The organism is Acrocarpospora phusangensis (assembly GCF_016862995.1).
In the GTDB taxonomy this organism is placed as follows: domain Bacteria; phylum Actinomycetota; class Actinomycetes; order Streptosporangiales; family Streptosporangiaceae; genus Acrocarpospora; species Acrocarpospora phusangensis.
Map to the genome: position 1 here is coordinate 32723 of NZ_BOOA01000046.1, position 22527 is coordinate 55249.

Below are 22527 nucleotides of genomic sequence, written 5' to 3' on the forward strand. Positions count from 1 at the left end.
CGGGAGGGGGCATTCGTGCCGATTGTCGCTTTGGCGGCGTGGCTGCTGGCCGCGTTCGTCGGGATCTATCTGCTCTACCGCTGGCTCAGCGGCGGCGGCCTCCGCCGCCAGGACACGAAGGTCACCCGGTTCCCGATCGCGCTGATCTTCAGCCACCCCGTGCTGGCGGTCACCGGTCTCGGCGTGTGGGCCGCCTTCCTGACCACCGGCCAGCGCTGGTACGCCTGGGCCGCCTTCTTCGTGCTCACCGTGGTCGCGCTGCTGGGCTTCACCATGTTCACCCGCTGGCTGGGCGGCGGCCGGCACGCCCGCGGGGCCGAGCGGCGGTTCCCGACGCTGGCCGTGACGCTGCACGGCCTGGCGGGGGTCTCCGCGTTCGTACTGGTCCTGCTGGCGGCGACGGGGATCCCCCGTTAGACGGCGCGCAGGATGCGCAGGGAGCGCCCGCCGACCTGGACGTCCGAGCCGTAGGTCCAGGCCACGTCGGGGAACGGGTCCTCGCTGACCCGCTCCTCCGTCGTGTCCAGCACGACCTGCCAGCTGAGGCCGTACTCGGCGCCCGGCAGGGTGAAGGCGAGCGACTCGTGGTGGGCGTTGATGAGGAGCAGGAAGGACTCGTCGGCGATCTTCTCGCCGCGCGGCCCGGGTTCGGTGATCGCGTCGCCGTTCACGAACACGCCGATGGACTTGGCGTAGCCGGCGTGCCAGTCGCCGTGGTCCATCTCCCGCCCGGCGGGGGTCAGCCAGACGATGTCGCGCATGCCCTCGGAGTCCCTGCGGCCGGAGAAGAAGCGGCGGCGGCGGAAGACCGGGTGGTCGCGGCGGAAGGCGGCGATGGTCCTGACGAAGTCCAGCAGGTCGCTCTCGGTCCTGGCCAGCGACCAGTCCACCCAGGAGATCTCGTTGTCCTGGCAGTAGGCGTTGTTGTTGCCGAACTGGGTGCGGCCGAACTCGTCCCCGGCGGTGAGCATCGGCACGCCCTGGGAGACGAACAGGGTGGCCAGGAAGTTGCGCCGCTGCCGGCGGCGCAGCCGGACGATCTCCGGGTCCTCCACCGGGCCCTCCGCGCCGCAGTTCCAGGACCGGTTGTCGTCGGAGCCGTCCCGGTTCTGCTCGGTGTTGGCCTCGTTGTGCTTGTGGTTGTACGACACGAGGTCGTTCAGCGTGAAGCCGTCGTGCGCGGTGACGAAGTTGATGGAGGCGATCGGGCGGCGGCCGCCCGTGGCGTACAGGTCGCTGGAGCCGGTGAGCCGGGAGGCGAACTCGGGCATGGTGGCCGAGGCGCCGCGCCAGTAGTCCCGGACCGTGTCGCGGTATTTCCCGTTCCATTCCGTCCAGAGCGGCGGGAAGTTGCCGACCTGGTAGCCGCCGGGCCCGACGTCCCACGGCTCCGCGATCAGTTTCACCTGGGAGATGACCGGATCCTGCTGGATCAGGTCGAAGAACGCCGACAGCCGGTCCACGTCGTGCAGTTCCCTGGCCAGGGCGGCGGCCAGGTCGAAGCGGAACCCGTCCACGTGCATCTCCAGGACCCAGTACCGCAGCGAGTCCATGATCAGCTGGAGCGCGTGCGGGGAGCGCACGTTGAGCGAGTTGCCGCAGCCGGTGTAGTCCAGGTGGTAGCGCTTGTCCGCGTCGAGCAGCCGGTAGTAGGCCGCGTTGTCGATCCCCCGGAAGCCCATCGTCGGGCCCATGTGGTCGCCCTCGGCCGTGTGGTTGTAGACCACGTCGAGAATGACCTCGATGCCCGCCTCGTGCAGCGCGCGCACCATGCCCTTGAACTCCAGCACCTGCTCACCGCGCTGCCCGGCGCTCGCGTAGCCGTTGTGGGGCGCCAGGAAGGCCATCGTGTTGTAGCCCCAGTAGTTGGTGAGGCCGCGCGCCACCAGGAAGTGCTCGGGCACGAACTGGTGCACCGGCATCAGCTCGACGGCGGTCACCCCGATGGACTGCAGGTGCTCGATCACCGCCGGGTGCGCCAGTCCCGCGTACGTGCCGCGCTCCCGCTCGGGCACCTGGGGATGGCGCATGGTGAGACCCTTCACATGGGCCTCGTAGATCACGGTCTCGTGGTACGGCGTGCGCGGCGGCCGGTCGTTCCCCCAGTCGAAGAACGGATTGACCACCACGTTCTTCGGCATGTACGGCCCCGAGTCGTCGCTGTTCAGCCGCCCCGGATCGGCGAGATAGTACGAGAAGAGCGACTCATGCCACCGCACCTCGCCCTCGATCGCCTTCGCGTACGGGTCGAGCAGCAGTTTCGCCGGGTTGCAGCGGTGGCCGCGCCGCGGATCGTAGGGGCCGTGCACGCGGTAGCCGTACCGCTGGCCTGGCATGACTCCGGGCAGGTAGCCGTGCCAGACGAAGCCATCCATCTCCGGCAGATCCACCCGGGTCTCGGTCAGGTCATCGTCGAAGAGGCAGAGCTCCACCCGGTCGGCGATCTCGGAGAACACCGAAAATCCCGTGCCCACCCCATCCCAGGTGGCGCCGAGTGGGTACGGCTCTCCAGGCCAGACGTCGCGCATGTATCCCCATTGTCCACTGATGAGCCCCCTTCTGCACCCCGTCAATTTCCCGGTCGATAGTCTGTTTTGGCAGTCCGTATCGACGAGCATCGGGGGAGCTCATGAGGTACGCAGGGTTTCTTCCCCTGCTGTCGGGCGGCATTCTGCTGCTCGGCTGCGCTCACGAAACGCCCACCATAGCCCTTATGGCCGCATTCCACCGCATAACTCCGGAAAGCTGGTGCCGCGACCAGGGCGGGACCGTGCGGACCTACGTGCCGAGGGACCCCGAGGCCCCCACCGTCGAACGGCCCATGTGCGTCTTCCGCGCCCCCGGCGGCGGCCACGTGCTGATCGGCGCCGCCACCCTGGCGTCCCCGCGCGCCACCCTGGCCGCCGTCGCGTACGTCCACAGCCCGCCGCCCCCGCGCGTCGACAGCGCGATCAACCCCGACATCGGGTACTGCCTGGCCCTGGGCGGCAAATCGGACCCCGCGGGCTGGTACCCGATCGACGACGCCGACGCCAGGCCCATCCCCTTCTGCGTCTTCGCCGACGACTCGGTGATCGACACGTGGGGCCTGGCCTCCCGCGCCGTCAGCCCCGCGCGCGCCCCCGACCTGCGCGCCAAGTTCCGCTACCGCGCGCCCTCCCCGAGCCCGGTTCACTCGGTGTCGGGCCGCGCCTTGGACGGCTGGACCCGTTTCGGCTCCCCGGGCATCTTCGGATAGTTCGGCGGGTACGGCATGTCGCCCCGGCCGTCCTCCTCGTACATGCCGAGCAGGCCCTCCAGCGAGAACGCCTGGTCGTCGATCGCCCGCTGCACGTCGCCCAGCTTCGCGAAACGCTCCGGCATCGTCCTGATGTCGAAGTCGCGCGGGTCGCAGTCGGCCAGCTCCTCCCACGTCACGGGGGCGGACACCGTCGCGTCCGGCTTGGCGCGCACCGAGTACGCGCTGGCGACCGTGCGGTCGCGGGCGTTCTGGTTGAAGTCGATGAAGACGCGTTCGCCGCGTTCCTCCTTCCACCAGGCGGTGGTGGCCAGGTCGGGCGCGCGGCGTTCCACCTCCCGGGCGAAGGCGATCGCCGCGTACCTGACCTCGGTGAAGGTCCAGCGCGGCTCGATCCGGACGGCGATGTGCACGCCGCGGTTGCCGGAGGTCTTCGGGAACCCGGTCAGCCCGAGTTCGTCGAGCACGTCCCTGGCCGTGAACGCCACCTTCCTGGCCTGGTCGAACCCGGTCCCCGGCTGGGGGTCGATGTCGATCCGCAGCTCGTCGGGGTGTTCGAGGTCCGCGCTCCGCGCGTGCCACGGGTGGAAGTCGATCGTCCCCAAGTTGGCGCACCAGGCGATCGCGGCGACCTCGGCGGGACAGAAGGCGTCAGCCGTACGGCCACTGGGGAACCGCACGGTCACCGTGTCGATCCAGTCGGGATGCTTGGGCATGCGCTTCTGGTAGATCGCATCGGTTTCGACGCCATCGGGATGGCGTTTCAGGTACGTCGGGCGGTCGCGCACCGCGCGCAGCACGCCGTCGCCGACGCTCACGTAGTACTCCACCAGCTCGCGCTTGGTCGCGCCGATGCCCGGGAAGTAGATCTTGTCCGGGTTGCTGACCTTGACGGTCCGCCCCCCGACGTCGAGTTCGATAAACGGCGATGCCATAACCCGGACGATACCCACTGTTGACAGTCCTACGGCGGGCTTGATCGCACCCGCCGGGGCGGGGAAGTTTCCGCGGCGGGTTCCGGTTGACTCAGGTGAATCCGACGAACAAGGCTGGTGAGCATGAACAAGGTGGTCAAGAGCGAGGCCGAGTGGCGTGTGCAGCTGTCGCCCGAGGAGTTCCGGGTGCTGCGGCAGGCCGGGACCGAGCGGCCCTTCACCGGGGAGTACGTCGACACCAAGACCGAGGGCGTCTACAGCTGCCGGGCGTGCGGGGCCGAGCTGTTCCGGTCCGACACCAAGTTCGAGTCGCACTGCGGCTGGCCGTCGTTCTTCGAGCCGAGCGAGTCCGACGCCGTCACCCTGATCGAGGACCGCAGCCTCGGCATGGTCCGCGTCGAGGTGCGCTGCGCGACCTGTGACTCCCACCTGGGTCACGTCTTCCACGGCGAGGGCTACCCGACCCCGACCGACGACCGGTACTGCATCAACTCGGTGAGCCTCACCCTCAAGCCCGCCTAGGAGCGCGGCTCCGGGTGGGTGACGCGGCAGTCACGATCGTCCCGGCCGAGGATGTTGGCGAGCACGGGATTGCCGTTCTCGCCGAACTCGGCCTGGACGAACACGACGGGATCGCGCTCGCCGGTTGAGGCGAGGTAGAGCAGGCCGCGTTCACAGAGCCGGAGAGCCGTCTTCGAGTTGTTCGCGCTCTCCGGCAGATTCGTATATATCCGCAGGTAGCGGCCGGTGGTCCGGATATCGGTCACCCGGCCGTTCGTCTTGTCGGACCAGTGTTCGTTGAAATAGGCGACAGCCGATTCGCTGGTGTATTTCGACTTGCCGGCGGCCTTCGTCACCGCAGGTTCCGGCTGTTCGCTCTGGCCGACGTCGGCCACGTCCAGCTCGGCCGGCGTGGCGGATGCCGTGGCGACCGGGGCATCCGGGGCATCCGGCCGCAGCAGCGGCAGCGCCACGGCCGCGCCGCCCAAGGCCAGGCAGGCCACTCCGACACTGATTTCGGCCATTCTCGACCGTTTACGCCGCCGTCTTCCTCTGGAACGTGCCACCCCGGCAGACATCGCCCCTCGCAACGTGGGATTTCGTCCGAGTATCGCAAGGAAGCCGAGATCGTGACCGGCAAACATGCGGAACGGGCATGCCCGTACCCGCCTGTCACGCCTTCCCGGAATGACGGGAATATCGTCACCTGACGGCGGGAACGCGATGATGAGCCAATGGGTCCCGTGAGCGTGAGATCGGGTCTGGCCTGGGGTGTGTTCGGGCTGTCGTGCGTGCTGGTTGCCGCGGGAATCGTGATCCAGCCGGGCGACCCGGTCGACGCCGCGCTGGCGCTGGGCTTCACCCCGCTCGGGGCGTACCTGGTCAGCCATCGCAAAGGCGGCGCGGTCGGGCCGCTCTGCCTGCTGGCGGGCCTCAGCGCGGTCGCCTACGCCGCCGACGCGTACGGCTCCCGCCCGGACTGGCCCGCGGCCGACTGGGCGCTCTGGATCGCCGCCCTCACCTGGGCTCCGCCGCTGCTGGCCGGCTGCACGCTGCTGCTGTTGCTGGTGCCGGACGGAAAGCTGCCCAGCCCCCGCTGGCGGCCGGTGGCGGCGGCCGCGATCATCGCGACCACCCTGTTCAGCGCCGTCGTCGCGCTCATCCCGCCCGACACGGGCACCAGCCCGTTCGCCGTCGAGGCGCTGCGCCCGCTCAAGCTGTTCTTCGTGCCCATCACGGGCACCCTGGCCGCCATCGCGGTGCTGTCCGCCGCCGGGCTGCTGGTGCGCACGGCCAGGGCCCGCGGCCCGCTCCGGCTGCAGCTGCTGTGGATCTGCGTGGGCGCGGTGCTGGCCGTGGCCGGCGCGTTCCTGCCCGCGCTGGTGCCGCTGCCCGGCGCGGGCGTGCCGTTCATCCTGGCCCTGCCCGTCTGCGTGGCCGTCGCCATGCTCCGCCACGACCTCTACGAGACCAGCCTGCCGCTCCGCCGCTTCCTCACCTTCGCCCTGCTCGCCGTGGCCCTCACCGGCCTGTACGCCCTGATCGCCCGCCTCACCGGCAGCGGCGTCGCCGGCACGGTCGCCGTGGCCGCCGCCGTCGAGCCGTTGCACCACTGGCTCCGCCGCGCCGCCGGCCGCATCCTGTACGGCAGGCGATCCGACCCGCAGGAGGTCTTCGCCCGGCTGGCCCGCCGCCTCTCCGGCACCTCCGACCCGGCCGGCATCCTGGCGGCCGTCGGGGACGCGGTGGTCGAAGCCGTCGGGCCGCCGTACGCGCGGATCGAACTGGGCGGCCACGACGAGCCCTTGAAGATCGTCGAACGGGGGCGGCCGGAGCCCGTGACGCTGTCGGTCCCGCTCCGCTTCCAGGGCGAGGAGCTCGGCGCCGTGCTGGTCTCCCGGGAGTCCCAGGGCGACCGGCGGGTCCTGGCCCAGCTCGCCCTGCAGGCGGGGGCCGCGCTGGCCGCCGCCCACCGCGCGGCGGCGCTCCAGCGGTCGCGGCTGCTGCTGGTCACCGCCAGGGAGGAGGAGCGCCGGCGCATCAGCAGGGACCTGCACGACGGGCTCGGCCCGGTCCTGGCCGGCATCGGCTTCACCGTGGACGCGGCGGGCAACGCGCTAGCCGCCGACCCGGACCGGACGCGCGGCCTGCTCACCCAGATCCGCGCCCAGGTCCACGAGGCCGGCGCGGGCGTACGCGGCCTGGTGCGCGGCCTGCGCCCGCCCGAGCTCTCCCAGCTGGGCCTGGCCCGGGCGGTCGAGCAGTCCGCCGCCGACCTGCGCGCGGGCGGCCTGCGGGTGGACGTCACCATCGGCGACACCGCCCGCCTCACCGCCGCCGCCGAGGTCGCCCTCTACTTCGTCGCCCGCGAGGCCCTCGCCAACGCGGTACGGCACGCCGCCCCCACCCGCTGCGCGGTCCGGCTCCGCCCGGCGCGGAAAGGCTTTGAGATCATGGTGACCGACGACGGCCCCGGCCTGCCGCCCGACGCCCGGCCGGGGGTCGGGCTGACCTCGATGCGGGAACGCGTCGAGGAGCTGGACGGCACGTTCACCGTCGAATCCGGTCCGGCGGGGACCGTCGTGCGCGCCTGGCTCCCCGCATGATCCGGCTCCTGGTCGTGGACGACCACCCGGTGGTCCGGGACGGCCTGCGCGCCCTGATGTCCACCGTGGACGGGATCGAGGTCGTGGCCGTCGCCGAGGACGGCGCGCAGGCTCTGCGCGCGGTGCGCGAGCACGCGGTGGACGTGGTCCTGATGGACATCGCGATGCCGGTCATGGACGGGGTCGAGGCCACCCGCCGGCTGACCGGGGAGCCGTCCCCGCCCACGGTGGTCATGCTCACCATGGCGGACGACGATCTCTCGCTGCTGGCCGCCGTACGCGCCGGGGCCCGGGGTTACCTGCTCAAGCACTCCGGCCAGGAGGACGTGATCGCCGCCGTGCGCGCGGCCGCCCGCGGGCAGGCGGTCTTCGGCCAGGGGGCGGCCGACGCCCTGATCACCCTGCTGCACGCCCCGCCCGCCGCGGCCCCTCCCCCGTTCCCGCAGCTCACCCAGCGGGAGCGGGAGGTCCTCGACCTGCTCGCGAAGGGCCTCGGCAACCAGGCGATCGCCCGGCGGCTCCACCTGAGCCCGAAGACCGTGGCCAACACCGTCTCGGCCATCCTGCCCAAGCTCCCGGCCCGCGACCGCGCCGAAGCCGTCGAACGCGCCCGTACGGCGGGCCTCGGCCTCCCATAGCGCTCCCGGATCGCCGGGATCATCCGCCCTGGTGGGCGGGAACGGCCGCGCCCGAGCCTGGACTCCGGTATCCGATGGAGGAGGATGACATGTCCGGAGCAGGGCGATGGCCGTGGGTGGCGGCGGGAGCGTCGGCGGTGCTGGGGGCCACCCAGGTGATCCGGCCGCAGGTGGTGCCGTTCGCGGGGGCGGGCGACTACCTGATCGAGGCGGCGTACGCGCTCTACCTGGTCGGCGCGGTCCCGGCCGTGCTGGCCGTACGGCGGGCGAACCCGGGATGGGGCAGGATCGGGACCGTGGGCAGCGTCCTGTACGCGATCGCGCACGGATTGCTCGCGATCCCGGTCGGGCTCACGCTCGTCCTGGCCGACGAGCCGCCGGAGCCGGTGGGGCTGCTGTTCCTGCCGGGCCTGGCGCTGTGGCTGGCCGGGGGCGTGCTGATGGGCGTGGCCGCGTTCCGGCGGAGCCGCCCGCTGGGCGTCGCCATCCCGGCGGCCCTGCCGCTGGCCATGGTGGCCGGCGCGGCGGGACCGCTGGTGGAGGCGGCGCTGTGGGCGTTCCTGGCTACGGGAGGGCGGCGACCAGTTCGCTGACCGGCTTGCGCGTGCCGGTGTAGAACGGGATCTCGATCCGGGTGTGCCGCCGGGCCTCCGCGCCGCGCAGGTGGCGCATCAGGTCGACGATGCGGTGCAGTTCGTCGGCCTCGAAGGCCAGCATCCACTCGAAGTCGTTCAACGCGAAGCAGGCGACGGTGTTGGAGCGCACGTCCGGGTAGTCCCGCGCCATCTTGCCGTGCTCGGCGAGCATGGCGCGGCGCTCGGAGTCCTCCAGCAGGTACCAGTCCAGCGACCGGACGAACGGGTAGACGCAGACGAAGCCCTTCGGCTCCTCCTCGGCGAGGAACGCGGGGATGTGCGACTTGTTGAACTCGGCCGGCCGGTGGAGGGCCATCGCCGACCAGACCGGCTCGCTCGCCCGGCCCAGGGCGGTACGGCGGAACCTGCCGTACACCTCCTGGAGGTCCTCCGCCGACGGCGCGTGCCACCAGAGCATGAAGTCGGCGTCGGCGCGGAACCCGGCCACGTCGTAGACGCCGCGGGTGACCACGTCCTTCTGCTCCGACTGGGCCAGCAGCTCGGCCACTTCCTCGGCGACCGCCTCGCGGTTGCCCGGGAGCGCGTCGCGCAGCCGGAAGACCGACCACATGGTGTAGCGGATCACGTTGTTGAGGTCACGCGCTCGGGGTCGCGGCGCGCTCGCCTGGGTGCCGTCCGTCATGCTGCCATTCTCCCCCCGGGCCCAGGTGCTCCAGAATCCGGGATGCTGCTCTCCTGGCCGTGCCCACCGTGGCGGGCACGCCGAGGCCGTCGTAGGCGGCCCCGCAGACGGCCAGCCCGGGCTGCTCGGCCACGGCGGCGAAGACGCGCGCGACGCGGTCGAGATGGCCGACGTGGTACTGCGGCAGGCCGCCGCCCCACCTGCTGACCCGCGAGTCGATCGGCACGCCGCGCAGGCCGGCGGTCTCGGCCAGCTCGGCCGTGGCGAGGGCGACCAGCTCGGCGTCGTCGCGCTGGAGCAGCCGCTCCTCGCCGACCCGGCCGATGGAGCAGCGGACCAGGACGACCCCGGCCTCGGCCAGGTACGGCCACTTGCTGGTGCTGAAGGTGACGGCCTTGACCGCGCGTCCCTCGACGGGCGGCACGAGGTAGCCGCTGCCCCCGGGGAGGGACGGAGCGGCGTCCCGGGCGTAGGCGAGGGTGATGATGGCCATGCTGGCGTACTCGATCCGGGCGAGTTCGGCCGCGGCGGCGGGCACGTCATGGCTCAGGAGCCGCGCGGCGGGAGCCGCGGGTACGGCCAGCACGACGGCGTCGGCCTCGACCACGGCCTCGTCCCTGGTGGGGCCGGTGACGAGCCGCCAGCCCGCCGGGGCCCGGCGCAGGCCGCGCACCATGACCCCGGTCCTGACCTGCGCGCCGGAGGCTTCGGCCAGGGCGGGGGGCAGGCCGCCGAGGCCGCCGTCGAGGGTGGTGAAGACCGGTCCCGCGTTCTTCGGGGCGGCGGCCACGAGGTCCTCGGCCGCGCGCAGCAGGGAGCGTTCCTTCCTGGCCGCGGCGGCGATGGCCGGCATGGTGGCGTCCAGGGAGAGCCGGTCGGCCCGTCCCGCGTACACGCCGCCCAGCAGCGGCTCGACCAGGCGGTCGACGATCTCCTCGCCCATCCTGGCCGTGACGTACTCGGCCACGGAGACGTCGGCGTCGAGCGGCGTGGCGGGCAGGACGCGGTCCATGGGCACCCGGGCCAGGCCGTCCGCCGACAGGATGCCCGAGGCGGCCAGCGCGTCCAGGTCGGACGGCACGCCCATGACCTGGCCCGCGGGCATCGGGCGCAGCTCGCCCCGCGACAGGATGGACGACCGGGTGGTGCCGGGGTCGACCAGCCGGTCCGCGAGACCGATCGAGGCGACCAGCTCCCTGCCCTCCGGGCGGCGCGCCAGCATGGACTCCGCGCCCGCGTCGATCAGCACTCCCGCCACCTCGGAGGCGTGGAGTTTGCCGCCGATCCGGGAGCCGCCCTCCAGGACCGTGATCCGCAGCCGCGGGCCGCCCTCCGACCGGAGGAACCACGCCGCCGCCAGTCCGGCGATGCCCGCCCCCACGATCACGACGTGCTTGTCCGTCCCCATGCCGACCAACGCTACCGGCCGCCCCCGCCGGTCCCTTATCGCGTCCGTGCTCAGGGGAGCCGTGACAGCATCGTGACGGAGCGCCTCAAACCGGCCGCCCGTACGAAGCGTCTTCAAGGACATGATGAGATTGCGGCTCACGGCCGGCGGGGCGCGCGGCGCCCGGTGGGCGGCCTCGCCTTTCCGATACTTACTTCTCCCGCTCACGTGCGCGGCGTTCCTGGTCGCCGGGTGCGGGGGCGGCGCCGAGATGACGTCCGGCGGCGCCGCGCCGGCGATGGACTCGTCCGTGGCGGGAGCCCCCCAGAAGGCGATGCCGGAGGCCGCCGCCACCAGGGCCCCCGCCGCCCTGAGCGACGGGCAGGACGCGGACGAGCAGGGCAGGTCCGGCGGCGAGGTCCAGGCGATCAACATCCAGACGGTGGACCGGTCGATCATCTACACGGCCGAGCTGACCGTGCGGGCCAAGGACGTCGTGAAGGCGAGCGACAGCGCCAAGCAGCTGGTGACCGGCGCGGGCGGCTACGTCGCGGACGAGAAGAGCACGGCCTTCAGCGGCAGCAACAACGAGGCGGTGATCACATTCAAGATCCCCCCGGCGCGCTACCCGGAGGTCCTCGGCAAGCTCGGCACCGACCTGGGCGAGCGGCGCTCGCTGCACCAGGGCGCGCAGGACGTCACCGGTGAGGTGGCCGACGTGGAGGCCCGGGTGAAGTCGGCGGAGGCGGCCCTGGACCAGTTCCGGCTGCTCCTCACCAAGGCCGACAAGATCGGCGAGATCCTGGAGATCGAGCGGGAGATCCAGAACCGCACCGCCGAGCTGGAGTCCCTGCAGGCCCGGCAGAAGGCCCTCGCCGAGCAGACCGGCATGGCCACCGTCACGCTCACCCTGATCGGCCCCGAAGTCGTCGTGGAGGAGCCTGAGGAGGAGCCCAGTGGCTTCTTCGGCGGTCTCGAGATCGGCTGGAACGCCCTGGTCAAGGCCGTCGAGGTCGGCCTGACCGTGCTCGGCACCCTGCTGCCGTGGCTGATCCTGATCGCCGTCGTGTGGATCGTCGCCCACCAGATCCTGCGCAGGCTGCGGCCCCGGCGGCCGGTGCCCGCGCCCGCTCCGCCGCCGCCCGCCCCCGCCGTGGCCGAGCGCGGCCCGGACGTCTCTGCGGGCAGCACGACCGAGAAGTGACTCCCGCGGCAGGGGCCGCCTCCGGGCGGCGGAGGCGGCCCCTGGTCGCGGTCAGCGCTGCGTGGTGGTGTGGACGTGGTCGGTCAGGCGGGCCAGCTGGTCGGGGTCGGTGGACGGCAGCACGCCGTGGCCGAGGTTGAAGACGTGGCCCTCGGCGACCCGCCCGCTCTCCAGCACGCTGGTGGCCCGGCCGGCCACCACGTCCCACGGCGCCAGCAGGATGGCGGGGTCGAGGTTGCCCTGCAGGGCCTTGCCCGCGCCGACCCGCAGCGCCGCCTCGTCGAGGGGCACCCGCCAGTCCACGCCGACCACGTCCGCGCCGGCCTCGCCCATGACCCCGAGCAGTTCGCCGGTGCCCACCCCGAAGTGGATGCGCGGCACGTCCAGGTCGGCCAGCCCCTCGAAGATCCGGCTGGTGTACGGCAGCACGTAGGTGCGGTAGTCGTTCGGGGCCACCGCCCCCACCCAGGAGTCGAACAGCTGCAGGGCGGAGGCGCCCGCCGCGGCCTGGATGCGCAGGAAGCCCAGGGTGATGGTGGTCAGGCGGTCCATGAGCTCGTGCCAGAGGGCGGGCTCGCCGTACATCATGGCCTTGGTGCGGTCGTGGTTCTTGGAGGGGCCGCCCTCGATGAGGTAGGAGGCCAGGGTGAAGGGCGCTCCGGCGAAGCCGATCAGCGGCACCCGGTCCAGCTCCTTGACCAGCGCGCCGACGGCCTCCGTCACGTACGGCACGTCGCCCGGCTCGATCGGCCGCAGGCGGGCCGCGCCCGCGGCGTCCCGGATCGGCTCGGCCACCACGGGCCCGACACCGGGCTTGATGTCCAGGTCCACGCCGATGGCCTTCAGCGGGACCACGATGTCGCTGAAGAAGATCGCGGCGTCCACGCCGTAGCGCCGCACCGGCTGCAACGTGATCTCGACCACCAGGTCAGGGGTGGCGCAGGCGTCCAGCATGGCCGTGCCCGCGCGCAGCTTGCGGTATTCGGGCAGCGACCGGCCCGCCTGGCGCATGTACCAGACCGGCGTGTACGGAACGGGCCTGCGGCGGCACGCCAGCAGGAACGCGGAGTCAGCGAGCTGGGGATTCACCTGTCAAGCGTGCCATGCCGGGCGGCCGGTCGGTGCGGCAACCCCAAGCCGATCACGAAATCCGGCAATCATGGAGGCGCCGTACGCCCAAGCGGCCCACCCGGGTAGGCAAAATGTTCGGCAAACACGCCTCCGGCATCGATTCCATTACCACTTTCGAGACACGCCGAGCGCGATGCGGGGAAATGTCGGCGGGACATGTCAACGTCGGACCGAGTTCCGGGTTCCGACGAAAGGGCGATGACTTCGATGTGGAGTTCCCCCGAACACCGCACTGAGCGCTGTGCCGCCTGCGCCGCCGAGCGCGCGTTCGAGCAGCCGCCCTGTCAGGACGGCCACGAGACCTGTGACGAGTGGTCCTGCGTCGACTGTGGCAGTGCCCTGCTCCTGGCGCGGGCGGCGGCTTGATCATCAAATATGACGACAACGACCTCCCCTCTGCTTCGCGCGCTCCCGAATCCGGCCTACGCTTCGGTCATGACCTTCGGTGACCCGCCGGCGCCGCCGGCCGCCTTCCGGCGCGCGCTGGAGACGCTGCGCCCCGCCGAGGTCCGCCCTGAGATCGAGCTGGAGGACATTCCGGCTCCGCAGCGGCTGGCGCCGTACTCCGGCGCGGTCGGCGCGTCCGTCTACCGGGACGACGACGAACTGGCCGTCGGCCGCCTGATCATGCTGTTCGACCCGGACGGCCAGCGCGGCTGGGAGGGCCCGTTCCGGCTGGTCGCGTACGTCCGGGCGGACATGGAGCCGGAGATCACCTCCGACCCGCTGCTCGGCCCGGTGGCCTGGAGCTGGCTGACCGAGGCGCTGGAGGCCCACGGCGCGGCGTTCGCCGCCGCGGGCGGCACGGTGACCCGGGCGGTGTCCGAAGGTTTCGGCAACAAGGACAACGATCCCGTCACGACCGAACTGGAATTGCGTGCGTCCTGGTCGCCGCTGGACGAAGATCTGTCCGCCCACGTGGCCGCGTGGTGCGATCTGATGTGCCTGGCGGCGGGGATCCCCCCGCTGCCGCCCGATGTCGCGGCCCTGAAGCCGCGGCGTACCGACCATCCGAAAGTGCTCTAGAAAGCTCTTTCTCCGCCCTACCGAGAGGAGGCTCGGTTGATCGTCTCGCTCGTCGCCTCCTCATGTGGTCGCGGCATGCCATAGCTTGAGACATCGACCGAACCCGGAGCACACCGTGCCGGACCGTTCCACCATTCCGAACCACCTACCAGCCGCCATGAGGGACGAGGTAGCCAGCCCGAGGTTGTTCAGTGACCGATGAGAAAGACGTCCAGCCGCTGCTGGAACCGCGCGACGGCATCCCGCCGGTAGTAGAGGACGAGGAGGCGCTGGCCGCCACCGTGCAGGCGTTCGCGGCGGGCAGCGGCCCGGTCGCGGTGGACGCCGAGCGGGCCTCCGGCTACCGGTACAGCGGCCGGGCGTACCTGGTGCAGCTGCGCCGCGCGGGGACGGGCAGCGCGCTGATCGACCCGATCCAGTGCCCCGATCTGACCGGCCTGGACGCCGCGCTGGGCGGCGCCGAGGTGGTCCTGCACGCGGCCTCCCAGGACCTGCCGTGCCTGGCCGAGCTGGGTTTCCGGCCGAAGCTGCTGTTCGACACCGAGCTGGCCGGGCGGCTGCTCGGCTACGAGCGGGTGGGCCTCGGCACGATGGTGGAGGTCGTGCTGGGCCTGGGCCTGGTGAAGGGGCACAGCGCGGCCGACTGGTCCACCCGGCCGCTGCCGGAGGACTGGCTGCGCTACGCGGTGCTGGACGTCGAGGTGCTCATCGAGCTGCGCGACGTGCTCCACGCCGAGCTGGTGGAGAGCGGCAAGCTGGAGTGGGCGATGGAGGAGTTCGCGGCGATCCTGGCCGCGCCCACCGCGCCGCTGCGCAGCGACCCCTGGCGGCGTACGAGCGGCATCCACCGGGTCCGCAACCTGCGCGGCCTGGCCGTGGTCCGCGAGCTGTGGACGCTCAGGGACGAGCTGGCCAGGGACGCCGACCTGGCGCCGGGTCGGGTGCTGCCGGACTCGGCGATCGTGCAGGCCGCGCTGGACCTGCCGCGCACGACCAAGGCGCTCACCGAGATCGCGCCGTTCACCGGCCGCAGCGCGCGGCGGCATCTGCGCGACTGGCTCAACGCGGTGACCCGGGCCCGGATCATGGCCGACGACGAGCTGCCGCAGCCGATCGGCCCCGGCGACGGCCCGCCCCCGGCGAACCGGTGGGCGGACCGCGACCCGGTCGCGGCCAAGCGGCTGCACGCGGCCAGGACGGTGGTGGCCGCGCTGGCCGACGAGCACCGCATGCCGACCGAGAACCTGCTCCAGCCGGACGCGGTGCGCCGCCTCACCTGGGAGCCGCCGGATTCCGCCGACGAAGAGGTGATCGCGGCGCGGCTGCGCGAGCTGGGAGCCCGGGAGTGGCAGGTGGGACTGACCGCCCTGCCGCTCGCCAAGGCCCTCCAGCGGCTGGAGACCAAGGGCGAGATCTGACCTCCTCGCCGGCCGGGGTCTGACCGACTCCCACCTCACCGGCCTCGGAGGGTCAGCGCAGCCGCAGCCAGACCGCGGTGTCCGGGGGCAGCGCGCCGCCGGGAAGCCCGCCGCTGGCCAGCAGCACGGACTCGTACGCCGGCAGCTCCGCCGGCTCCGTGCCCAGGTTGACCAGGCAGGCGAAGTCGTCGCCCCGGGTGAAGGCCAGGTCGTAGCCGTCCAGCCAGCGGAACTCGCCGGACGGGCGGCCGGCGATCGCGGCGCGGTAGAGCGCCAGCGTGGAGCCGGGGTCGGCCCGCTGCGCCTCCACCGTGAGCGCCGCCCAGCCGTCCGGCTGCGGCAGCCAGGTGGCGCCGCCTTCGCCGAACCCGTACGGCGCGGCCGTCCCGGACCAGGGCATCGGCACGCGGCAGCCGTCCCGCCCGAGCCTGGCGCCTCCGGTACGGCGGTAGACCGGGTCGTCGCGGTCGGCGGCCGGGATGTCCAGGAACTCGGGCAGTCCCAGCTCCTCGCCCTGGTACACGTACGCCGAACCGGGCAGGGCGAGCAGCAGCAGGGCGGCGGCGCGGGCGCGGCGGGTGCCCAGGGCCACGTCCACCTCGGCGTCGGAGCGGGCGGGCGCGGGCGCGCCGTACCGGCTGACCGGGCGCATCACGTCGTGGTTGCTGATCACCCAGGGGGCGACCACGTCCGAGCCCTCGGCCAGGGCCAGCGAGGCCGTGATCGTCTGCCGCAGCGCGGCGGCGTTCCAGGCGGTCTGGAACAGGAAGAAGTTGAATGCCTGCGGCATGCCGCCCGGGATGAAGTACGGCTCCAGGTGGGTGATCTCGTCCCCCCAGAACTCCCCCACCGCGGTACGGCGGCCGGGGAACACGTCCGCCGGGTAGGAGTCCAGGATGGCCCGCCAGGTGGCGTAGTGCGCGACCAGCTCGGGCCGGTGGAACCAGGGCGAGGGCCGGTCGGAGGGCGCCGGGTCGGGCACGTCGGGCAGCTGGGGGTCCTTGAACAGACCGTGCGCCACGTCCACCCGCAGCCCGGCCACGCCCCGGTCCAGCCAGAATCGCAGCACCTTCTCGAACATGGCGGGCACGGCCGGGTTGGCCCAGTTCCAGTCGGGCTGGGAGGAGTCGAACAGGTGCAGGTACCACTGCCCGTCGGGGGTCTGCGTCCAGGCCGGGCCGCCGAAGATGGACTGCCAGTTGTTGGGCGCGTCGCGGAAGATGAACAGGTCGCGTTCCGGGCTGCCGGGCCCGGCGGCGAGCGCGGCCTGGAAGGCGGGGTGCGCGGACGAGCAGTGGTTGGGCACGACGTCGACGATCACCCGGATGCCGTGCCCGGCCGCCGCCGCGACGAAGGCGTCGAAGTCGGCCAGGGTGCCGAAGCGGGGGTCCACGTCGCAGTAGTCGGCGACGTCGTACCCGCCGTCCGCGAGCGGGGACGGGTAGAAGGGCGAGAACCAGACGGCGTCCACGCCCAGCTCCGCCAGGTACGGCAGGCGGGCCAGCGCCCCCGTGAAGTCGCCGGTCCCGTCGGCGTTCCCGTCGGCGAAGCTGCGGGGATAGATCTGGTAGACGACGGCGTCACGCCACCATTGCGTCACAAGTGCTCCCTGTTCGTACGTACTGCGCAAAGTTAATCAAAACGCCAACGTTGGAAAGCGCTTGCCCACCGGCCATCCACCTCATATCCTCAGGAAAGCGCTTTCCAACCCCTTAAGCAGGAGATATCGCGATGAGCGAGCAGGTCCTAGGCGTCGTCATGAACGGCGTCACCGGCCGCATGGGCTACCGCCAGCACCTGGTGCGGTCCGTGCTGGCGATCAACGAGCAGGCGGGCGTCACCCTGCCGGACGGCTCCCGCGTGCGGCTCCGTCCCGTGCTGGTCGGCCGGAACGCCGCCAAACTGGCCGAGCTGGCCGAGCGGCACGGCATCGCCGACCACACCACCGACCTGGACGCGGCGCTGGCCGACCCGGCGAACACGATCTACTTCGACGCGCAGGTCACCCAGGCCCGGGTGCCGGCCACGCTCAAGGCCATCGCGGCGGGCAAGCACGTCTACACCGAGAAGCCGACGGCCGAGTCGGTACCGGAGGCCATCCGGCTGGCCGAGGCCGCCGAGCGGGCCGGGGTGCGCAACGGGGTCGTGCAGGACAAGCTCTTCCTGCCGGGCCTGATCAAGCTGAAGCGGCTGATCGACGCCGGCTTCTTCGGCCAGATCCTGTCGGTGCGCGGCGAGTTCGGCTACTGGGTGTTCGAGGGCGACTGGCAGGCCGCGCAGCGCCCGTCCTGGAACTACCGGGCCGAGGACGGCGGCGGCATCGTGCTGGACATGTTCCCGCACTGGGCCTACGTGCTGGAGAACCTGTTCGGCCGGGTCCAGTCGGTGTACGCCCATGTGACCACCCACATCCCCGAGCGCTGGGACGAGAGCGGCACGCAGTACAAGGCGACCGCCGACGACGCCGCCTACGGGGTGTTCGAGCTGGCCGGCGGCGTGGTCGCGCAGATCAACTCGTCCTGGGCGGTGCGGGTCAACCGCGACGAACTGGTGGAGTTCCAGGTGGACGGCACGCACGGCAGCGCGGTCGCCGGACTGCGCGGCTGCCGCGTGCAGCACCGCAGCGCCACCCCGAAGCCGGTCTGGAACCCCGACATCCCGGCCACGGCGCGGTTCCGGGACGGGTGGCAGGAGGTTCCGGACAACGCCGAGTTCGACAACGGGTTCAAGGTGCAGTGGGAGCAGTTCATCCGGCATGTGGTGGCGGGCGCGCCGTTCCCGTACACGCTCAGGTCCGGGGCCAGGGGCGTGCAGATCGCCGAGCTGGGGCTGCGCTCGCACGCCGAGGGCCGGCGCCTTCCGGTGGCCGAGCTGTGAGCGCCTCGATCGAGCTGCCGGCCGGGACGTACCGGCTGAGGGAGCCCGTCTCCTGGCCGCGCCCGGCGGGCCCGCCGCGCGGCCGCGTCGTGTACGCCGCAGCCCACGTGGTCGCCGATCCGCTCGGCGACAACACCCCCGGCTCCCCCGCCGCGGTCGACTGGGAGGCCACGCTCCGGTTCCGCCGGCACCTGTGGTCGTACGGGCTGCGCGTGGCCGACGCCATGGACACGGCGCAGCGCAACAACGGCCTGGACTGGGCCGCCACCCGCGAGCTGATCCGGCTGAGCGCGGCGGAGGCCCGCTCCTTCGGCGACCCCGCCGACCTCATCGCCTGCGGGGCCGGGACCGACCACGTCCCCGGCGCGCGCACCCCGCAGGCCGTCGAGGCGGCCTACCGGGAGCAGATCAGGACCGTCCAGGAGAGCGGCGCGACCGTCATCCTGATGGCCAGCCGCCAGCTGGCCGCGATCACCCACGCCCCGGACGACTACCACGCGGTCTACGGCAAGCTCCTGGCCGAGGTGGAGCGCCCGGCCATCCTGCACTGGCTGGGCGAGATGTTCGACCCGCAGCTGGCCGGCTACTGGGGCTCCCGCGACATCGACACGGCGACGGCGTCCTTCCTGGAGCTGGTGCACGCCAACGCCGCCAAGATCGACGGCGTGAAGGTCTCCCTGCTGGACGAGGAGCACGAGGTGCGCCTGCGCGCCGCGCTGCCCGAGGGCGTGCGCCTCTACACGGGCGACGACTTCAACTACCCGTCCCTGATCAAGTCGGGCTCGCACGCCCTGCTGGGCATCTTCGACGCGATCGCCCCCGCCGCCTCGGCCGCCCTCCAGGCCCTGGACGCGGGCGACACGGCCGAGTACGACCGCGTGCTGGACCCCACCGTCGCCCTCTCCCGCAGGATCTTCGAAGCCCCGACCTTCCACTACAAGACCGGCATCGTCTTCCTGGCCTGGCTCAACGGCCACCAGGACGCGTTCACGATGGTCAACGGCGCCCAGTCGGCACGGTCCCTCCCCCACCTGGCCGAGGTGTTCCGCCTCGCCGACCAGGCCGGGCTGCTGACCGACCCCGAGCTGGCCGTCCACCGGATGCGGGCGCTGCTGGCGGTGCACGGCCGATGAACAGGCTCTCGCTGAACCAGTGGACGACCAAGCGGTGGACGGTCGCCGAAGCCGTGGACGGCTGCGTACGGCACGGCGTCGGGGCCATCGGGCTGTGGCGGCAGGACGTCGCCGAGCAGGGGCTGGACGAGACGGTGAAGCTCGTCCAGGCGGCCGGGCTACGGGTCTCCTCGCTCTGCCGCGGCGGCTTCCTGACCGGGTCGGACCCGCTGCCCGACAACCGCAGGGCCGTCGACGAGGCGGCAGAGCTGGGGGCGTCCTGCCTGGTCCTGGTGGTGGGCGGCCTGCCGGGTGTGGTGCCGGGCGAACCGCTGGGGGCGTTCTCGCGGGATCTGGCGGGGGCCCGGGATCGGGTGGCCGAAGGGCTGGCGGCGCTCGCGCCGTACGCGGCGGAGCAGGGGGTGCGGCTGGCACTGGAGCCGCTGCACCCGATGTACTGCGCCGACCGGGCCGTGCTGTCCACGCTGGGGCAGGCGATCGATCTCGCCGAGCCGTACCCGCCCGAGGTGGTGGGGGTGGTGGTGGACACCTTCCACCTGTGGTGGGATCCGGCGGTGCTCGGCCAGATCGCCAGGGCCGGGGAGCGCATCGCCAGCTACCAGGTGTGCGACTTCCTGTGCCCGCTGCCCGCGGACGTGCTGCTCGGGCGGGGCATGATGGGCGACGGCGTGATCGACTTCGCGCCGCTCAACCGGGCGGTGGCCGAGGCGGGATACACCGGCGACATCGAGGTGGAGATCTTCAACGCGGACGTCTGGGCGGCCGACCCCGACACGGTGGTGACGACCATGAAGGCGCGTTACGCGGAGCTGATCGCGTAGCGGGACACCCAGTCCCGCGCCCCCGGCAGGATCTCCGCCACCGGTTCGACGTGCGGATACCAGGTGCGCTCCCATTCGAGCGAGACCCAGCCGGGGAATCCGCGCAGCAGCTCCCCGCAGGCGTCGAGCGGCACGGAACCGGCCCCCAGCGGGCGCGGCGTGGTGTCGGCGGCCGAGACGGCGTCCTTGATCTGGACGTACGCCAGGTGGCGGGCCAGCGCCGCGAGAGTGGTCGCCGGGGGTTCGCCGTGCCGCCAGGGGTGCAGCAGGTCCCAGATGGCTCCCGTCACGTCCGGCAGGGCGACGGCGTCCAGCAGTCCGGCCACGGCCGCGCCCGTGGGCAGGCTGTCGTGGGTCTCCACGAACACCCGGACGCCGTGCTCCCGGCACAGGTCCGCGACCGCCCGCACCCGCCGCGCGGCCGCCGCGAGGTCGTCGCCGCCGGGGAAGACCCGGACCCCGGTCGCGCCGAGGTCCGCGGCCAGCTCCAGGTCGGCCCGCAGCCCGGCGGCCACCGGCTCGTCGGGGCCCGGCGCGGCGATCTTCGTGTATCCGGCGAGGGCGGCGACGGCCAGCCCGTGCCCGTGGATCGTGTCCCGGACGGCCGCGCGCCCGGCCGCGTCCAGCCCGGCGTGCACCCCCGTGTCCGGGTGCAGGCGCAGCTCCAGCCCGTCGCAGCCGCCCCGGACCGCCGTCTCCACGGCCGCCGCGACACCCTCCCCCGGTAGGCCCAGCGTGCTGACGGCCAGCTTCATAGCGCGCGCACGCTCTCCCGCAGGACCACTTCGCCGGTTATCGGCACCACCTGCGGCTCCTCGGCCCCGCCCAGGGCCAGTTCGACCGCGAGTGAGCCCATGGCGGCGAGCGGGAGCCGTACGGTGGCGAGGGCCGGGACGAGGTCGCGCAGCGTGGGGATGTCGTCGAAGCCCGCCACCGAGACCTCCTCGGGCACGCGTACCCCGCGCTCCCTGAAGCGGGCCAGCGCGCCCACGGCCATCACGTCGTTGACGGCGAACACGCAGGTCACGTCGGGCCGTACGGAGGCGGCCGCGGCGTGGCCGCCGTCCCGGTCGAAGCGGCCGTACACGATCTGGGGTTCTGGCAGGCCGAGTTCGGCGAGGGTGGCGCAGAAGCCGGCGCGGCGGTCGGCGGCGGTGATCAGGTGCGGCGGCCCGGCCAGCACCGCGAACCGGATGTGCCCGAGCCCGGCGAGCCGGGCGGCCAGCGCGGCGGCGCCCGCCCGGTTGCCGGGCGCGACCGTGTCCACGCCGAGCAGGTCCTGGCCCACGCAGGCGACCCGGCCGCCCTGCGCCCGGTAGCGGTCGAGCTCGGCCCTGAGCCGCGCGGTCAGCCCCGGGTCCGCCACCCGCGACCCGGCCACCAGGACGGCCTTGGCGCGCTGCGCGTTGAGCGTGGCCACGTACGCGATCTCCCGCTCCGGGTCGCGGCGCGTGGTGCCCACCATCACCACGTGCCCCTCCGCGTCCGCCGCCCGCATCGCCCCGTCGGCGATCGCCGCGAAGTACGGATCGACGAGATCGTGCACCACCAGCCCGATCACGTTGCTGGCCCCCCTGGCCAGCGTCTGCGCCGCCACGTTGGTGCGGTAGCCCAGCTCGGCCGCGGCCTTCTCCACCCGCACCCGCATGGCCGCCCCGACCTGCCGGGTGCTCCCGTTGAGCACCCGCGAGGCCGTCGCCAGTGACACGCCGGCCTGCCTCGCCACGTCCTCCAGAGTGACCACACGACCTCCACGGAAAGCGATTTCCCAGTATGCCAGGCGGACCGGATCGTCCGCGAAACGTACATCACGGGCACCGCCCACGCTGGGACGATCCGAACCTCCGGCGCGCCGGGCTTGACGGAGGCGGCCGGGCTGGCGCATGCATGGTCGGCAGCCGAATCCCCACCTGGAGCCGTGATGAAGATCATGAGGATCGTCGCGCTGGCGGCCGCCGCCGCGCTGCTCTCCGCTCCACTCACCGTCGTGCCGGCCTCGGCCGCGGCGGGAGCCAGCTACACCCTCAGCATCACCCAGCGAGGCGCCACCAGAACCGTCGCCCTCACCTGCTCGCCGGACGGCGGCACCCACCCGTCCCCGGCGGCGGCCTGCGCCCGGCTGGCCAGGGCCTGGGGCGACCCCGCGATGATCGCCCCCAAGACGGGCGTGTTCTGCATCGCCCTGTACGACCCGGTGACGGCCACCGCGACCGGAAACTACTTCGGCCGGCCGATCGCCTACACCCGTTCGTTCACCAACATGTGCTGGCTGAACGTGGCGACGTGGGAGGTGTTCGCCTTCTGACCCGCTAACCTCCGGAATGGACAAAACGG

22 protein-coding genes are annotated in these 22527 nt (G+C 72.6%); 13 read left to right on the forward strand and 9 right to left on the reverse strand.

The features are described from left to right. Nucleotides 1-15 precede the first annotated feature (15 nt). Complete coding sequence (locus tag Aph01nite_RS25560) at nucleotides 16-417, forward strand: hypothetical protein (RefSeq protein WP_204043523.1); 402 nt, start codon at nucleotides 16-18, stop codon at nucleotides 415-417. Here Aph01nite_RS25560 and glgX read toward each other — a convergent pair. Beyond that, a complete protein-coding gene (gene glgX / locus Aph01nite_RS25565) occupies nucleotides 414-2528 on the reverse strand; it encodes a glycogen debranching protein GlgX (protein WP_204043524.1) in 2115 nt (704 codons plus the stop codon). The two genes, Aph01nite_RS25560 and glgX, sit on opposite strands and share 4 nt — an antisense overlap. 185 nt (nucleotides 2529-2713) lie before the next feature. Between glgX and Aph01nite_RS25570 the strand changes: the two genes are divergently transcribed. After that, entirely contained in the window at nucleotides 2714-3238 is a 525-nt protein-coding gene (locus tag Aph01nite_RS25570; RefSeq protein WP_204043525.1) for a hypothetical protein, read from the forward strand. Here the strand turns inward: Aph01nite_RS25570 and ligD are convergent. Then, nucleotides 3172-4173, reverse strand: a complete 1002-nt coding sequence (gene ligD / locus Aph01nite_RS25575) for a non-homologous end-joining DNA ligase (RefSeq protein WP_204043526.1) — start codon at nucleotides 4171-4173, stop codon at nucleotides 3172-3174. The genes Aph01nite_RS25570 and ligD overlap by 67 nt on opposite strands. Nucleotides 4174-4296: 123 nt before the next feature. Between ligD and msrB the strand changes: the two genes are divergently transcribed. After that, nucleotides 4297-4695 carry a peptide-methionine (R)-S-oxide reductase MsrB gene (gene msrB / locus Aph01nite_RS25580; protein WP_204043527.1) on the forward strand — a complete coding sequence of 133 codons (399 nt, stop codon included), beginning with the start codon at nucleotides 4297-4299 and terminating at the stop codon, nucleotides 4693-4695. Here msrB and Aph01nite_RS25585 read toward each other — a convergent pair. Further along, nucleotides 4692-5198, reverse strand: coding sequence for a hypothetical protein (locus Aph01nite_RS25585; protein ID WP_204043528.1), 507 nt, complete (start codon nucleotides 5196-5198; stop codon nucleotides 4692-4694). The two genes, msrB and Aph01nite_RS25585, sit on opposite strands and share 4 nt — an antisense overlap. 219 nt (nucleotides 5199-5417) lie before the next feature. Here Aph01nite_RS25585 and Aph01nite_RS25590 point away from each other — a divergent pair, with 219 nt between their 5' ends. The 3 genes from Aph01nite_RS25590 to Aph01nite_RS25600 all read left to right on the forward strand — a co-directional run bounded on the left by Aph01nite_RS25590 (nucleotide 5418) and on the right by Aph01nite_RS25600 (nucleotide 8511). After that, nucleotides 5418-7280 carry a sensor histidine kinase gene (locus Aph01nite_RS25590; RefSeq protein ID WP_204043529.1) on the forward strand — a complete coding sequence of 621 codons (1863 nt, stop codon included), beginning with the start codon at nucleotides 5418-5420 and terminating at the stop codon, nucleotides 7278-7280. Beyond that, nucleotides 7277-7918 carry a response regulator transcription factor gene (locus Aph01nite_RS25595; protein WP_204043530.1) on the forward strand — a complete coding sequence of 214 codons (642 nt, stop codon included), beginning with the start codon at nucleotides 7277-7279 and terminating at the stop codon, nucleotides 7916-7918. The genes Aph01nite_RS25590 and Aph01nite_RS25595 overlap by 4 nt, the downstream gene beginning before the upstream one ends. An 89-nt stretch (nucleotides 7919-8007) precedes the next feature. Next, nucleotides 8008-8511: a hypothetical protein gene (locus Aph01nite_RS25600; protein ID WP_204043531.1), complete on the forward strand. Its 504-nt coding sequence runs from the start codon at nucleotides 8008-8010 to the stop codon at nucleotides 8509-8511. On the opposite strand, the gene hemQ is transcribed toward Aph01nite_RS25600, so the two are convergent. After that, nucleotides 8483-9196, reverse strand: coding sequence for a hydrogen peroxide-dependent heme synthase (gene hemQ, locus Aph01nite_RS25605; protein ID WP_204043532.1), 714 nt, complete (start codon nucleotides 9194-9196; stop codon nucleotides 8483-8485). The two genes, Aph01nite_RS25600 and hemQ, sit on opposite strands and share 29 nt — an antisense overlap. Beyond that, nucleotides 9150-10604 (reverse strand): protoporphyrinogen oxidase, encoded by a 1455-nt coding sequence (hemG, locus tag Aph01nite_RS25610; RefSeq protein WP_204043533.1) that lies wholly within the window; start codon nucleotides 10602-10604, stop codon nucleotides 9150-9152. Before hemG ends, hemQ begins: the two co-directional genes overlap by 47 nt. Before the next feature lie 121 nt (nucleotides 10605-10725). Between hemG and Aph01nite_RS25615 the strand changes: the two genes are divergently transcribed. After that, nucleotides 10726-11787 (forward strand): DUF4349 domain-containing protein, encoded by a 1062-nt coding sequence (locus Aph01nite_RS25615; RefSeq protein WP_204043534.1) that lies wholly within the window; start codon nucleotides 10726-10728, stop codon nucleotides 11785-11787. 51 nt (nucleotides 11788-11838) lie between these two features. On the opposite strand, the gene hemE is transcribed toward Aph01nite_RS25615, so the two are convergent. Beyond that, nucleotides 11839-12876 carry a uroporphyrinogen decarboxylase gene (hemE, locus tag Aph01nite_RS25620; RefSeq protein ID WP_204043535.1) on the reverse strand — a complete coding sequence of 346 codons (1038 nt, stop codon included), beginning with the start codon at nucleotides 12874-12876 and terminating at the stop codon, nucleotides 11839-11841. 477 nt (nucleotides 12877-13353) lie between these two features. Between hemE and Aph01nite_RS25625 the strand changes: the two genes are divergently transcribed. Continuing rightward, a complete protein-coding gene (locus Aph01nite_RS25625; RefSeq protein ID WP_204043536.1) occupies nucleotides 13354-13944 on the forward strand; it encodes a DUF3000 domain-containing protein in 591 nt (196 codons plus the stop codon). Between the two features lie 191 nt (nucleotides 13945-14135). Continuing rightward, nucleotides 14136-15362, forward strand: a complete 1227-nt coding sequence (locus tag Aph01nite_RS25630; RefSeq protein WP_204043537.1) for a ribonuclease D — start codon at nucleotides 14136-14138, stop codon at nucleotides 15360-15362. Nucleotides 15363-15414: 52 nt separating this feature from the next. On the opposite strand, the gene Aph01nite_RS25635 is transcribed toward Aph01nite_RS25630, so the two are convergent. Next, nucleotides 15415-16962: an alpha-amylase family glycosyl hydrolase gene (locus tag Aph01nite_RS25635; protein WP_239161971.1), complete on the reverse strand. Its 1548-nt coding sequence runs from the start codon at nucleotides 16960-16962 to the stop codon at nucleotides 15415-15417. A gap of 131 nt (nucleotides 16963-17093) precedes the next feature. Here Aph01nite_RS25635 and Aph01nite_RS25640 point away from each other — a divergent pair, with 131 nt between their 5' ends. The 3 genes from Aph01nite_RS25640 to Aph01nite_RS25650 are packed head-to-tail and all read left to right on the forward strand — an operon-like array spanning nucleotide 17094 to nucleotide 20193. Continuing rightward, nucleotides 17094-18239, forward strand: a complete 1146-nt coding sequence (locus Aph01nite_RS25640; protein WP_204043539.1) for a Gfo/Idh/MocA family protein — start codon at nucleotides 17094-17096, stop codon at nucleotides 18237-18239. A gap of 8 nt (nucleotides 18240-18247) precedes the next feature. Beyond that, nucleotides 18248-19372, forward strand: coding sequence for a dihydrodipicolinate synthase family protein (locus Aph01nite_RS25645; protein WP_373872324.1), 1125 nt, complete (start codon nucleotides 18248-18250; stop codon nucleotides 19370-19372). Continuing rightward, nucleotides 19369-20193: a sugar phosphate isomerase/epimerase family protein gene (locus tag Aph01nite_RS25650; protein ID WP_204043541.1), complete on the forward strand. Its 825-nt coding sequence runs from the start codon at nucleotides 19369-19371 to the stop codon at nucleotides 20191-20193. Before Aph01nite_RS25645 ends, Aph01nite_RS25650 begins: the two co-directional genes overlap by 4 nt. On the opposite strand, the gene Aph01nite_RS25655 is transcribed toward Aph01nite_RS25650, so the two are convergent. Further along, nucleotides 20172-20948 carry a sugar phosphate isomerase/epimerase family protein gene (locus Aph01nite_RS25655; RefSeq protein ID WP_204043542.1) on the reverse strand — a complete coding sequence of 259 codons (777 nt, stop codon included), beginning with the start codon at nucleotides 20946-20948 and terminating at the stop codon, nucleotides 20172-20174. The two genes, Aph01nite_RS25650 and Aph01nite_RS25655, sit on opposite strands and share 22 nt — an antisense overlap. Further along, entirely contained in the window at nucleotides 20945-21937 is a 993-nt protein-coding gene (locus tag Aph01nite_RS25660) for a LacI family DNA-binding transcriptional regulator (protein WP_239161972.1), read from the reverse strand. Before Aph01nite_RS25660 ends, Aph01nite_RS25655 begins: the two co-directional genes overlap by 4 nt. 177 nt (nucleotides 21938-22114) lie before the next feature. On the opposite strand from Aph01nite_RS25660, the gene Aph01nite_RS25665 reads away from it, so the two are divergent. Further along, nucleotides 22115-22498 carry an SSI family serine proteinase inhibitor gene (locus tag Aph01nite_RS25665; protein ID WP_204043544.1) on the forward strand — a complete coding sequence of 128 codons (384 nt, stop codon included), beginning with the start codon at nucleotides 22115-22117 and terminating at the stop codon, nucleotides 22496-22498. Nucleotides 22499-22527: the final 29 nt, after the last annotated feature.

What these genes read in the sequence shown, in the direction of transcription:
- glgX (WP_204043524.1), bottom strand. Translation starts at nt 2,528, where the DNA reads ATGCGCGACGTCTGGCCTGGAGAGCCGTACCCACTCGGCGCCACCTGG.
- Aph01nite_RS25570 (WP_204043525.1), top strand. Translation starts at nt 2,714, where the DNA reads ATGGCCGCATTCCACCGCATAACTCCGGAAAGCTGGTGCCGCGACCAG.
- ligD (WP_204043526.1), bottom strand. Translation starts at nt 4,173, where the DNA reads ATGGCATCGCCGTTTATCGAACTCGACGTCGGGGGGCGGACCGTCAAG.
- msrB (WP_204043527.1), top strand. Translation starts at nt 4,297, where the DNA reads ATGAACAAGGTGGTCAAGAGCGAGGCCGAGTGGCGTGTGCAGCTGTCG.
- Aph01nite_RS25585 (WP_204043528.1), bottom strand. Translation starts at nt 5,198, where the DNA reads ATGGCCGAAATCAGTGTCGGAGTGGCCTGCCTGGCCTTGGGCGGCGCG.
- Aph01nite_RS25595 (WP_204043530.1), top strand. Translation starts at nt 7,277, where the DNA reads ATGATCCGGCTCCTGGTCGTGGACGACCACCCGGTGGTCCGGGACGGC.
- Aph01nite_RS25600 (WP_204043531.1), top strand. Translation starts at nt 8,008, where the DNA reads ATGTCCGGAGCAGGGCGATGGCCGTGGGTGGCGGCGGGAGCGTCGGCG.
- hemQ (WP_204043532.1), bottom strand. Translation starts at nt 9,196, where the DNA reads ATGACGGACGGCACCCAGGCGAGCGCGCCGCGACCCCGAGCGCGTGAC.
- hemG (WP_204043533.1), bottom strand. Translation starts at nt 10,604, where the DNA reads ATGGGGACGGACAAGCACGTCGTGATCGTGGGGGCGGGCATCGCCGGA.
- Aph01nite_RS25615 (WP_204043534.1), top strand. Translation starts at nt 10,726, where the DNA reads ATGATGAGATTGCGGCTCACGGCCGGCGGGGCGCGCGGCGCCCGGTGG.
- Aph01nite_RS25625 (WP_204043536.1), top strand. Translation starts at nt 13,354, where the DNA reads ATGACCTTCGGTGACCCGCCGGCGCCGCCGGCCGCCTTCCGGCGCGCG.
- Aph01nite_RS25640 (WP_204043539.1), top strand. Translation starts at nt 17,094, where the DNA reads ATGAGCGAGCAGGTCCTAGGCGTCGTCATGAACGGCGTCACCGGCCGC.
- Aph01nite_RS25650 (WP_204043541.1), top strand. Translation starts at nt 19,369, where the DNA reads ATGAACAGGCTCTCGCTGAACCAGTGGACGACCAAGCGGTGGACGGTC.
- Aph01nite_RS25655 (WP_204043542.1), bottom strand. Translation starts at nt 20,948, where the DNA reads ATGAAGCTGGCCGTCAGCACGCTGGGCCTACCGGGGGAGGGTGTCGCG.
- Aph01nite_RS25665 (WP_204043544.1), top strand. Translation starts at nt 22,115, where the DNA reads ATGAAGATCATGAGGATCGTCGCGCTGGCGGCCGCCGCCGCGCTGCTC.